We start from the raw sequence: 11,710 nt of genomic DNA, 5'->3' as shown, positions 1-11,710 counted from the left end.
GAATAAGATTAACTGATTTTAAAAAACACATGAAGCTATTTATTAAAAAACCTATTGCACAATTAATGGCCGCTTCGAAAGAAGGGGAAAAGACATTAAAACGTACACTCGGTGTTGGCTCACTTATCGCATTAGGTATTGGCGCAATTATTGGCGCCGGTATTTTTGTGCGTACAGCAGCAGCAGCAGGCGAGCATGCCGGACCGGCAGTTACCATATCATTTGCAATCGCGGCAGCGGGTTGCGCCTTAGCCGGTTTATGCTACGCTGAGTTTGCCAGTATGATACCTATAGCAGGATCGGCCTACACTTATTCTTACGCTACAATGGGCGAGTTTATTGCCTGGATAATTGGATGGGATTTGGTATTGGAGTATGCTTTAGGTGCCGCTACGGTAGCCATTGGCTGGTCGCAATATTTTAACACTTTCCTTGAAACATTCTTTAATTGCCATATACCTTTCGCGCTATCACATTCTCCGTTCGAGGTATCAACAACTACAACGGGTATGTATGCCTCAGAACTGGGCACGCATGGATTGGTTAATTTACCGGCTATATTCATACTACTAATGCTTACTTTATTACTTATAAAAGGTACAGCAGAATCGGCAGCGGTAAATAACGTTATCGTTATTGTTAAAGTAGCTATTGTATTAATGATCATTGGTTTAGGATGGAGCTTTATTAATCCGGCAAACCACATACCATACCTGATACCTGCAGATGCAGGTACCATTGCAACTAATACGGGTATTGTTAATTATGGCGATACGTTTAACCATGGCTGGCTCGGTGTATTACGGGGGGCAAGTGTGGTATTCTTTGCGTTTATTGGTTTTGATGCAGTTTCGACAGCGGCGCAGGAAGCTAAAAATCCGCAGAAAGATATGCCAAAAGGTATTTTGATCTCTTTAGTATTCTGTACCGTTTTATACATCTTATTCTCGCACGTATTAACCGGTTTAGCACCTTATAAAGAATTTTTGGTAAAAGGTAAAGAAGCGTCTGTTACTTACGCTATCCAAACATTTATGCCCGGATTTGGCTGGTTAGCTAAATTGGTTACCATTGCTATTTTAGCAGGTTTCTCATCTGTTATCCTCGTGATGTTGCTTGGCCAAACCCGTGTATTTTATACCATGAGTGTTGACGGTTTGATCTGGCCCATTTTTTCAAAACTGCACACAAAATTCCGCACACCATATAAGTCGCAGTGGTTCTTCTTTATAATGGTATCTTTATTCGCAGGCTTTATTCCCGATAGTATTGTTGGGGATATGGTGAGTATTGGTACTTTATTCGCGTTTGTGCTGGTATGTATAGGTATATTCATTCTGCGTAGAACTGATCCGGGTATTACACGACCGTTCCAAACTCCACTTTACTATATCGTGTGCCCGCTTGGAGCAGCAATATGCTTATGTATGATGGCTAGCGAGGGATTAGACAATTGGCTGCGTTTATTTGTATGGATGGCTTTAGGCATGATTGTATACTTTACTTATAGTATTAAACACTCGCATGTAAGACATGGTAAACCCAAGGCTGCGATTAATCCGCCGAACCCTAAATTTGTAGAGTAATTAATATTCTCTTTATACATTTTCACAAAAGGTTCTGAATTTTCAGAACCTTTTGTGTTGATATTGTTTTTAGCTTTGTATCAATTAATTATCACCACCTATGCACCCTTTCATTTTTAAAGAGATACTATCAGTAACCATGATCCTCTTCGCGATTATTGATATATTAGGCGCCATACCTGTAATTATCCAATTGCGCCAGCGTGCCGGGCATATCGAGTCTGAAAAAGCCAGTATTGTAGTATTGGTATTAATGATCGTTTTTTTATTAGTGGGCGATAAGCTGCTGGATATAATTGGCCTGGATGTAGCCTCTTTCGCTATTGCCGGTTCATTGGTAATATTTATTATAGCTATGGAAATGATACTGGGCATCCACCTGTTTAAACCGGATGAGGATATGGCAAATACGGTATCCATTGTTCCGCTGGCCTTCCCGTTAATCGCAGGAGCGGGTACTATGACTACGCTTTTATCCCTAAAATCACAATACCAAACTCAGGACATATTGGTAGGCATTGTTATCAATACCCTGTTTGTTTACCTGGTGCTAAAAAACGTGCAATGGCTGGAGAAACTGTTTGGCAAAACCGGTATCAATATTCTGCGTAAAGCGTTTGGGATAATTTTACTGGCTATTGCTATCAAGTTGTTTAGGAGTAATACGCACCTTTAGCCCCCTCTAACGGCGGAGCCTTCATGAACACCTTAAAAGACAAACAACCGTGAATAATCTCCCCCGGTAGGGGAGACTTTTTGATTGCGTTTGTTTCACGCAAATGTGAAACAAAATGTAACAAGTGAAACAAGATTTTGGATTAACAAATTGAAATTCAATTACTTGCTAAAAAGTGATGAAACAAAATGTAACAACGTATTCGTCAGTATTTTTATGCGTAAATTTGTATTATTTATTTGATTATCATCTAATTGCAGATTGCTTAATTTTGATGTGATGAAACAGCCTCAATTAGTCCGGGATTCAAAATTGTTCAAAATCCGGACTAACCAAGAAGCTTCTAAATAGTGGAGAACCCCAAAGAGATAAGTTATTCGTATACTTTTCTATCTAATTTAATCAAATCTTAAATTCAATAAAATGAATACTAATAAGTTAGAAGATCTGAAAGTAAATGTCAAAATTAAATTAGCAGTATTATGGACATCCGTAATGTTCTGCTACATATATGAAGACTATTTTGAATTATATGTTCCAAAAAAGATTGAGCGTATAATTAGTGGAGATAATTTTTTATCTACACCAATGACGCTGCTTTTTGGGGCATTGCTGTTGATAATACCTGCATTGATGATTCCTTTGTCAATATTGTTAAAACCTAAATTTAGCCGTTTGTTCAATATAATATTTGGTACATTATACACCGCATTAATGTTGTGGATCGCATCAAACTACTCATTGGATAAATGGCTGACATTTGCTGTTTTCTTTGCAATTGTTGAAAGTATAATTACAGCGAACATTGTTTGGTATGCATGGAAATGGCCGAGGGAGGGTCAGTAAAACCGGTTAGTCCGGATTTGTAATCCCGGACTGATTTTCCAGGGGATTTGTAATCCCCGAGGGTAGTGCACACGGATTGCAAATCCGTAGGCATTCAAGTCCTAATTGCAATCCGGACTAACTTAAATAGACCTTGCCGTGTATAGATTTCCCCCGTTGGTCGAAATGACAAACCCATAGTTACGTCAAAAGCTCCCCTTCAGGGGGCTGGGGGGCTAAGTCGCGCAACAAACATACTATCCGCCTTCCCCTCATACCCCTTCAAAACTTTCACCTCTTCCAATTTTAACCCACACTCTTTTACTAAATAATCAACCACTTCCTCATTCTCGGCTTTAAAGGCCGAGCAGGTAATGTATATCAACGGTTTGCCGGGCTTTAAAAACTTAACTACATTAACGGCAATAGTTTTTTGCAGGCGCTGAAAGAACTCTATTTTTTGCGGTTCAAATTGCGATATCATTTCGGGTGTACGGCCCCAGGTGCCCGAGCCGCTGCAGGGGGCATCTAAGATAATACCATCAAACTCGTAATCGTGCAGGGTTTGGTCAACGTTTTGGGTGAGGTCAAGTTGTTTCTTTTGATATTTGAGTAAGCCTGCGGAACGGAATCGTTCATCCAGGTTAGCCAGTATAGATTCGCGAATATCAGATACCACCAGCTTTATATTAGGTTCCAGCTCATACAGCAATAACGATTTACCGCCCGATGCCGCGCAGGCGTCCCACCACGCATCCCATTTATTAGGTTTAAAATAATTGGCGGTTTGTTGTGACGATTGATCCTGTACCTCGAACCAGTGCTGGTTTACAAATATAGTCTCTAAGCGTGTCCCGTTAGGTAAGGCTAAACAGCCGTTGCCTTCATCTTTAAAAACAATGCCTGCTTTAACTAATTCGGTTTTAACTAAATGATCATAGCCGTTATGTACATGGATAAACAGATCGGGTTGCACAAAGAAAGATTTAAGGAAGACGGTTTTGTCAATATCCGGTGATAGTTGTGCAGCCCACGGAAAAACATCATCCAGTTTAAAATCAGGATGGGTTTTAAGTATTAACTCTATTTTATCCTCAATAGTAAACCCAATACAGGCGGCCCAGTCGGGTTTAAAATGTTGCAGGAAGGAATTGGTTTGGGTGTTGCACAAAAACTCGGCAACCATTAACCGGTCCTCAGTAGGGGTGTTCCATAGCGCTTTGCCTAAGCGGAAATAGTTATACATTAACCGGTTGGCAAGGCGCCTGTCGCTTGACCCCATTTGTTTATTTTGACGATAAAAGCCGGGCAAAAATTTGCTTAAAGGCGTTTCGGCCGGATATTCACCCAAAATACGCTGAAATGTTTTAAGCTGGTTTATTGCCTTCATTCTACTTTCCTGAGCTCAAAATAACTATAATCCATCATATTTACATGTGTATTTATATAACCTTGCCCCGATTTTTTTATAAAGTGAAAATCGTTATGTAAACCGATAAAATCTTTTTGGTCTAAATTTTTTATTTCGCCGTGGTCCGCGGCTAATAATTTACCAAAATACAAGCCTTCATCAAAACCTTTTATGGCATATTCACTTGCTTCGGCATGATAAGCTTTACGATAGGTACGTAAAAAATCAAGGGTAGTTGCAGCTTTATAATCAACCTGATCTGCCGAGGTTATATGTGTTTTTAACCGCTGCAAAATATCGGCATGCAAAAAATTGAACTTCGCCCAACTGGGGTGACCAAATAACATAACCGGGTATTTTTTCGCCAATGAATCCAGCGACCGCATGGTAACCATTAAAAACGCCTGGTTAGTTGATGGCATCAAAAATATATTATTACTGTCTGTCGAAAATTGAGATGACAAAGCAGCCAAATTGCCCCTTACAACTGTTAACTGCACTACTTGTATGTGTCCTTTACTCAAACTATCTATAGTGTTTTTAAAGGGTGTAATGTATTCATTATCCTCTGAATAACCCGACCGCAGTATGAATACCCTTTGAGGCTTTATGCGGTTGTTTATGTATTTGGCGGTTGCCCGGGCATGATAGGCTAAAGGCGGAATAACAGTAACCAAATTTTGATTGTTAAAAGTTGACGGTGAAGCGGGAGACAGCGGCGAAACAACGGGCTTACGCGCGCTAACCAATACACTGGTAAATGCTTTCAGATCGTCTGGGAAAACCGGGCCAACTATAAGGTCGCTTGCTTGTATTTGAGGGTTGTAGGCTAAAGCATGCGCCTGTGCCACCGAGCCCTTTGTATCATGCACCAACAGTTTGTAGTTATAACCTGACGCGGTTAATGAATCGAGCGCGAGCTTAAATCCCTGGTAATAATCCAGCGCGATGTTAGCTTGTTTTAAACTAACATCGGTATAGCTTGCACCCGGATTTAAATGATCTAACCCAAATGGCAGCAAAAGCGAAATAACCACCGGTTTTGGGGGCAAGGGCTTTACTGGTTTTGGTTCTGTTTTAACAACAGGTTTTTCAGTTTCAGTTGGTTTTACAGGAGGGGCCACCGGCTGCAGTTTTGGCGAACATGCAGCTACTAATAGCGTTATCCATAAAAACAATAACCACTTATTCCCACTCGATAGTGGCAGGCGGTTTCGAACTGATATCATATACTACCCGGTTAATTCCTTTTACATTGTTAATGATCTCGTTTGATATCTTAGCCAGCAGGTCATAGGGTAAATGGCACCAATCTGCCGTCATCCCGTCTAATGATTCAACCGCACGCAAGCAAACAACGTTCTCATAAGTACGCTCATCGCCCATAACACCTACCGACTGTACCGGCAAAAATATGGTGCCGGCCTGCCAAACTTTATCATAAACACCTGCACTGCGCAAATTGTTGATATAAATCGCATCGGCCTCTTGTAATATAGCAACTTTTTCCGGTGTAACCTCACCTAATATCCTGATAGCCAGCCCCGGACCCGGGAAAGGGTGGCGACCTAATATATTATCATCAATACCCAAAGCTTTACCAACACGGCGCACTTCGTCTTTAAATAAAGTATTTAAAGGCTCTACAACCTTTAGCTTCATAAAATCAGGCAAGCCGCCAACGTTATGGTGCGATTTAATAGTGGCCGACGGCCCTTTTACTGATACCGATTCAATAACGTCGGGGTAGATGGTGCCTTGTCCAAGCCAGCTAACTCCCTGTACTTCGTGCGCGGCATCATCAAATACTTCTATAAAAACACGGCCAATAGCTTTACGCTTTTTCTCCGGATCAGACAACCCGGTCAGCGCGTCATAAAAACGCTGTTTGGCATCAATGCCTTTTATGTTAAGGCCCATGTGCTGGTATGAATCCAATACAGACTGGTACTCATCTTTACGCAGCAAGCCATTATCTACAAATATGCAATGCAGGTTTTTGCCGATGGCATGGTGCAGCAATACTGCCGCAACCGATGAATCAACTCCGCCCGACAGGCCCAATACTACTTTATCATCGCCCAGTTTTTCTTTTAACGCGGCAATGGTTGTTTCTACAAACGAATCGGCTGTCCAGTCTTGTTTGCATCCACAGATATCAACCAAAAAGTTTTGCAGCAATTGTTTGCCATCTAAACTATGGGTAACCTCAGGGTGAAACTGTATGCCGTAAGTTTGGGTGCCGGTTATCTGGTAAGCGGCAACTTTAACAGTATCTGTACTGGCAATAATTTCGTAATTACTGGCTAAAGTGGCAATGGTATCGCCATGCGACATCCATACCTGCGAACCCGAAGGTATTTGCTTAAACAACGGATTTTCTTTGTTGATGTATTGCAAATTGGCCCGGCCATACTCGCGTGTGCTGGATGGCAAAACCTCGCCGCCGTTAAAATGCGCTAAGTATTGCGCGCCGTAACAAACGCCAAGCATAGGCAGCTTGCCATGAAATTTCATAAAATCAAAATGCAGCGCGTCTTCCTGCCGAACCGAATATGGGCTACCGGATAGGATGATTCCTTTTACAGTGTTGTCAATTTCTGGGATGTGATTAAAAGGGTGGATCTCGCAGTAAATATTGAGTTCCCTAACCCGGCGCGCTATAAGCTGTGTGAATTGCGAGCCGAAGTCAAGAATGAGGATTTTTTCTTGCATGGGCAAAGATAGTTTTTAGATGTGAGATATGAGAAGTGAGATTTGAGAAATTTTGGATGTAAAACTTCAGAACCAAATATTGAAAGACTTGAATTATTAATTATCTTATCTTTGTTTAAGTATAATCGATATGGCTTCAACAGAAGATATTCGCTGGCACCAAAGATTTGCAAACTATTGCAAAGCCTTAAAGCAATTGGAAAAGTTTATTCTGAAAGGCGAATTATCCGAATTGGAAGAACAAGGGCTGATTAAAGCATTTGAATGTACTTTTGAATTGGCATGGAATACCATGAGAGACTATTTGGACTACCAAGGTATTTTAAATGTAGCCGGTTCAAGGGATACCATAAGAGAAGCTTTTAGAATAAACTTAATTAGTAACGGCGAGGAGTGGATGAATATGCTGGTGATCAGAGATTTAACTTCGTACTCCTATAATGAAGAAACTGCTGACGAAATTGCAAGCGCGGTTGTTAATAGTTACTTTGATTTATTTAAATCGCTCGAAATAAAATTCGAAAACTTAAAATCTCGTTAACAATATTAAATAATGCAATACGGATTATCATCAAATACAGTCAGTAAAATAAACGAGGTACTGGAACAATTTCCTGTTGTAGAAAAAGCTGTGATCTATGGTTCAAGGGCAAAAGGTAATTTTAAAGCGTCATCAGATATTGATATTACTTTAAAAGGCAGTGGTATTGATTTGAGTATATTGATCCGTCTAAACTTAAAATTGGATGATCTGTTATTACCCTATAAGTTCGACCTTTCTATTTACAATCACATAGCTAATCCTGAATTATTAGATCATATTGATCGGGTTGGGCAAACTTTATGGGATGCGAATAAGATCGGAGTCTAAAATGCCTAAAAAAATACTCCTAATATTATTTATCATCTGCTTTTGCAGCTTAGCAAAGGCCCAAACTGCCGATGCTGTTTACGACCAATATCTTGATTATAATCTTGACAGGCTGCATGGCGATATGGCCATAGCATTAAAACTTGGCGAAAGTATATTGCCCAATGCCGGTAAATTACCTGCAAAGGCCCGGATAAGCTTTTATAATAGTATGGCAAAACTATATGAGGATAATCAGCCCGATAAGGCTATTATTTATTACGAAATGGTAACCGCTGCCGAACCCAACTACTACGTAGCGCATCGTGCATTGGGCTATTTATATGCGGCAAAGGCCGATAAAGCAATCGGCGATCTGTATAAAGCGGCAGCATTAAAGGCCCTGCCCAATTTAGAAAAGGCCCAGGCCTGCGACCCCAGTGCCGAAACATTGGCACTTATAAAGTTAATGTATACCAATATACATGATGAACAGGGCCTTAAGGCATTAAATACACGGTTGGCTGCTCTCAGCAAAAATTGCCTGGATATATTAAGTGAATAAATAGGCCTATTGCACTCGCTTTGCCTGAGGGGGGAGGCCCTGAGTATTTTAAAGATGAGAAATAGGTGTTCCGGAGTGTTTCATGGTCCATATGTTCCTCGTACTCAAAATAGAACACTTGTATAATTAACTACCAAACTAATAGGGATTTTCTTAATTTCGCGCATTAATACCGTATAATAACTCATGGACTATCAATTTAAAGATATAGAGCAAAAGTGGCAGCAGTTTTGGGCCGATAACCAAACTTTTAAAGCTGAGGATAAAACCACCAAACCTAAATATTATGTGCTGGATATGTTTCCGTACCCATCGGGCGCGGGTTTACATGTGGGCCATCCGCTCGGCTATATCGCCTCTGATATTTTTGCACGTTATAAACGTTTAAAAGGTTTTAATGTATTGCATCCCATGGGTTATGATTCGTTTGGTTTACCCGCCGAGCAATACGCTATACAAACCGGTCAGCACCCTGCTGTTACTACCGAGGATAATATTGCAACCTATCGTCGCCAGTTAGATCAAATAGGTTTTTCGTTCGATTGGAGCCGCGAGGTTCGCACCAGCTCGCCCGATTATTATAAATGGACACAGTGGATATTTATGCAGCTGTTTAACAGCTGGTATAATAAAGCTGCTGATAAGGCGGAATCAATTACCAAACTGGTTGAGCATTTTGAAAAAAATGGCTCGGCAGGTGTAAATGCCGTTTGTGATGAAGAGATTTTAAGCTTTACCGCGGATGAGTGGAAGGCGATGAGTTCTAATTCTCAGCAGGAAGAATTATTGAAATACCGCTTAACCTACCTGCGCGAAAGTACCGTAAACTGGTGCCCGGCTTTAGGAACGGTATTAGCGAATGATGAAGTTAAAGATGGCTTTAGCGAGCGCGGCGGCTACCCCGTTGAACAAAAGAAAATGATGCAATGGAGCATGCGGATTACAGCCTATGCTGAGCGCCTGCTACAAGGATTGGATACCATAGACTGGCCCGAACCGCTAAAAGAAATGCAGCGTAACTGGATAGGTAAGAGTATTGGCGCGAGTGTTAGGTTCCCTATCGAAAAACCGGCTCATAACATAGAACTCAATGCTCATTATATAGAAGTTTTTACTACCCGCGTTGATACCATCTTCGGAGTTACTTTCATGGTGTTGGCGCCCGAGCATGAGTTGGTGGCTGAATTAACCACGCCTGGACAAAAAGCGAATATTGAGGCCTACATCGCCCAAACCAAAAAGAAATCGGAGCTGGACAGGATGGCTGATGCTAAAACGGTATCCGGCGCGTTTACAGGGAGCTATGTACTCAATCCGTTAAATGGCGAGTTGGTGCCCATATATATTGCCGATTATGTTTTGGCGGGATATGGTACCGGCGCGGTAATGGGTGTACCGTCGGGAGATCAGCGCGACTATTTGTTTGCCAAACATTTTAACTTAAACATAGTACCCATACTGGATACCCAGAATATTACTACTGAAGCCGACCCGACCAAGGAAGGAAAATACATTAACTCTGATTTTATTAATGGCTTAACCTACAAGGAAGCTACCGCGGCCGTAATTGCCAAATTGGAAGAAATTGAAGCCGGCAAGGCAAAAGTAAACTTCAGGATGCGCGATGCTATTTTTGGTCGTCAGCGTTATTGGGGTGAGCCGGTGCCGGTTTATTTTAAAGAGGGATTGCCGCACCTGATCAGCGAAAGCGACCTGCCATTACTGTTACCCGAAGTTGATAAATACCTGCCAACCGAAAGCGGCGAACCGCCATTAGCAAGGGCAGAAGGCTGGAAACATCCGGACGGAGAATATGAACTTTCGACAATGCCGGGCTGGGCAGGTTCAAGCTTTTACTGGTATCGCTACATGGATGCGCATAACGATAAAGAGTTTGCATCAAAAGAAGCTATTGCCTATTGGCGAGACGTCGACCTTTACATCGGCGGCAGCGAACACGCTACGGGGCACTTGCTATACAGCCGTTTCTGGAACAAGTTTTTGAAAGATATTGATTTGGTTATCGAGGAAGAGCCTTTTAAGAAATTGATCAACCAGGGGATGATACAGGGACGTTCAAACTTTGTTTATCGTTTAATTGATGAAGAGGGCAGAGGCACTAATACTTTTGTTTCGCATGGCTTAATAGGTCAGTATAAAACATCGCCATTGCATGTGGATGTGAATATGGTGGAGAATGAGGTTCTGAATATAAATAAGTTCAAAGCCTGGCGTGATGAGTATAGTAATGCTGAGTTTATATTAGAGAACGGCAAATACATCTGCGGTGTTGAAATAGAAAAGATGTCAAAATCTAAATTCAACGTAGTTAATCCCGATGACCTGATTGCCCGCTACGGTGCCGATACCTTGCGTATGTATGAGATGTTCCTTGGTCCGCTGGAGCAAAGCAAGCCGTGGAACACTAATGGTATTGAGGGTGTATTTAAGTTCCTGCGTAAATTTTGGCGATTGTTCCATAATGATGCCTGGGTATTTACGGTATTAGGTGCTGAGCCTACCAAAGCCGAATTAAAATCATTGCATAAGATCATCCGTAAGGTGGAGGAAGATGTTGAGCGTTTTTCGTTCAACACTTCGGTGTCAAGCTTCATGATCGCCATAAATGAATTAACCGATTTGAAATGCAATAACCGCCGGGTATTGCAGGATTTAGTCATTACACTATCAGCCTATGCCCCGCATATTTGCGAGGAGCTTTGGGTAATGCTGGGCAATGAGGCGGGTACTTTATCGTATGCGGCATATCCAAAATTTAACCCTGCTTATTTGGTGGAGGATGAATTTGCGTATCCTATTTCTATCAATGGTAAAACCAAAATGAACCTGAATATTTCACTAAGCCTGGAGCCAAAGGAGATTGAAGAATTTGTTTTAGCCAATGCCGATGTTAAAAAATATTTGGATGGCAAGCAGCCTAAAAAGGTAATTGTAGTAAAAGGGCGCATTGTAAATATGGTTGTTTAGCAGGTGCTTAGTGTGATGTTTACATCCTGCTGATCGATTATAGAAATAAAATAGCCGTTTCGTTGTAACATTTGGAGTAATTTTGCCTCCAATT

Annotated in this window: 10 protein-coding genes; 7 read left to right on the top strand and 3 right to left on the bottom strand. The window is 41.3% G+C overall.

The genetic code is table 11. The features are described from left to right. Window positions 1-29 precede the first annotated feature (29 nt). The 3 genes from JWR23_RS14855 to JWR23_RS14845 all read left to right on the top strand — a co-directional run bounded on the left by JWR23_RS14855 (window position 30) and on the right by JWR23_RS14845 (window position 3,108). The gene (locus JWR23_RS14855) at window positions 30-1,586 is read left to right on the top strand and encodes an amino acid permease (protein ID WP_299516968.1); all 1,557 of its coding nucleotides are present in this window, start codon (window positions 30-32) and stop codon (window positions 1,584-1,586) included. A gap of 100 nt (window positions 1,587-1,686) precedes the next feature. Then, window positions 1,687-2,262 carry a MarC family protein gene (locus JWR23_RS14850; RefSeq protein ID WP_299516967.1) on the top strand — a complete coding sequence of 192 codons (576 nt, stop codon included), beginning with the start codon at window positions 1,687-1,689 and terminating at the stop codon, window positions 2,260-2,262. Window positions 2,263-2,685: 423 nt separating this feature from the next. Beyond that, the gene (locus JWR23_RS14845; protein WP_299516966.1) at window positions 2,686-3,108 is read left to right on the top strand and encodes a DUF6326 family protein; all 423 of its coding nucleotides are present in this window, start codon (window positions 2,686-2,688) and stop codon (window positions 3,106-3,108) included. Window positions 3,109-3,307: 199 nt separating this feature from the next. On the opposite strand, the gene JWR23_RS14840 is transcribed toward JWR23_RS14845, so the two are convergent. From JWR23_RS14840 to guaA, 3 genes are read right to left on the bottom strand one after another with little or no spacing between them, the layout of a single operon-like run. After that, window positions 3,308-4,477, bottom strand: a complete 1,170-nt coding sequence (locus JWR23_RS14840) for an RsmB/NOP family class I SAM-dependent RNA methyltransferase (RefSeq protein WP_299516964.1) — start codon at window positions 4,475-4,477, stop codon at window positions 3,308-3,310. Further along, complete coding sequence (locus tag JWR23_RS14835) at window positions 4,474-5,727, bottom strand: ABC transporter substrate-binding protein (protein WP_299516963.1); 1,254 nt, start codon at window positions 5,725-5,727, stop codon at window positions 4,474-4,476. The genes JWR23_RS14840 and JWR23_RS14835 overlap by 4 nt, the downstream gene beginning before the upstream one ends. Next, window positions 5,684-7,213 carry a glutamine-hydrolyzing GMP synthase gene (gene guaA, locus JWR23_RS14830; protein ID WP_299516962.1) on the bottom strand — a complete coding sequence of 510 codons (1,530 nt, stop codon included), beginning with the start codon at window positions 7,211-7,213 and terminating at the stop codon, window positions 5,684-5,686. The genes JWR23_RS14835 and guaA overlap by 44 nt, the downstream gene beginning before the upstream one ends. Before the next feature lie 130 nt (window positions 7,214-7,343). Here guaA and JWR23_RS14825 point away from each other — a divergent pair, with 130 nt between their 5' ends. From JWR23_RS14825 to leuS, 4 genes are all read left to right on the top strand, one after another. Further along, window positions 7,344-7,754, top strand: a complete 411-nt coding sequence (locus JWR23_RS14825; protein WP_299516961.1) for a nucleotidyltransferase substrate binding protein — start codon at window positions 7,344-7,346, stop codon at window positions 7,752-7,754. Window positions 7,755-7,766: 12 nt separating this feature from the next. After that, a complete protein-coding gene (locus JWR23_RS14820) occupies window positions 7,767-8,084 on the top strand; it encodes a nucleotidyltransferase domain-containing protein (RefSeq protein WP_299516960.1) in 318 nt (105 codons plus the stop codon). Between the two features lies 1 nt (window position 8,085). Beyond that, entirely contained in the window at window positions 8,086-8,628 is a 543-nt protein-coding gene (locus JWR23_RS14815; RefSeq protein ID WP_299516958.1) for a hypothetical protein, read from the top strand. 186 nt (window positions 8,629-8,814) lie between these two features. Continuing rightward, the gene (gene leuS, locus JWR23_RS14810; protein WP_299516957.1) at window positions 8,815-11,616 is read left to right on the top strand and encodes a leucine--tRNA ligase; all 2,802 of its coding nucleotides are present in this window, start codon (window positions 8,815-8,817) and stop codon (window positions 11,614-11,616) included. The last annotated feature ends 94 nt before the right edge of the window (window positions 11,617-11,710 follow it).

This window comes from Mucilaginibacter sp. (genome assembly GCF_028288205.1).
GTDB lineage: Bacteria > Bacteroidota > Bacteroidia > Sphingobacteriales > Sphingobacteriaceae > Mucilaginibacter.
This window is presented reverse-complemented; position numbering and strand designations above follow the sequence as displayed.

What these genes read in the sequence shown, in the direction of transcription:
- JWR23_RS14855 (WP_299516968.1), top strand. Translation starts at nt 30, where the DNA reads ATGAAGCTATTTATTAAAAAACCTATTGCACAATTAATGGCCGCTTCG.
- JWR23_RS14850 (WP_299516967.1), top strand. Translation starts at nt 1,687, where the DNA reads ATGCACCCTTTCATTTTTAAAGAGATACTATCAGTAACCATGATCCTC.
- JWR23_RS14845 (WP_299516966.1), top strand. Translation starts at nt 2,686, where the DNA reads ATGAATACTAATAAGTTAGAAGATCTGAAAGTAAATGTCAAAATTAAA.
- JWR23_RS14840 (WP_299516964.1), bottom strand. Translation starts at nt 4,477, where the DNA reads ATGAAGGCAATAAACCAGCTTAAAACATTTCAGCGTATTTTGGGTGAA.
- JWR23_RS14835 (WP_299516963.1), bottom strand. Translation starts at nt 5,727, where the DNA reads ATGATATCAGTTCGAAACCGCCTGCCACTATCGAGTGGGAATAAGTGG.
- guaA (WP_299516962.1), bottom strand. Translation starts at nt 7,213, where the DNA reads ATGCAAGAAAAAATCCTCATTCTTGACTTCGGCTCGCAATTCACACAG.
- JWR23_RS14825 (WP_299516961.1), top strand. Translation starts at nt 7,344, where the DNA reads ATGGCTTCAACAGAAGATATTCGCTGGCACCAAAGATTTGCAAACTAT.
- JWR23_RS14820 (WP_299516960.1), top strand. Translation starts at nt 7,767, where the DNA reads ATGCAATACGGATTATCATCAAATACAGTCAGTAAAATAAACGAGGTA.
- JWR23_RS14815 (WP_299516958.1), top strand. Translation starts at nt 8,086, where the DNA reads ATGCCTAAAAAAATACTCCTAATATTATTTATCATCTGCTTTTGCAGC.
- leuS (WP_299516957.1), top strand. Translation starts at nt 8,815, where the DNA reads ATGGACTATCAATTTAAAGATATAGAGCAAAAGTGGCAGCAGTTTTGG.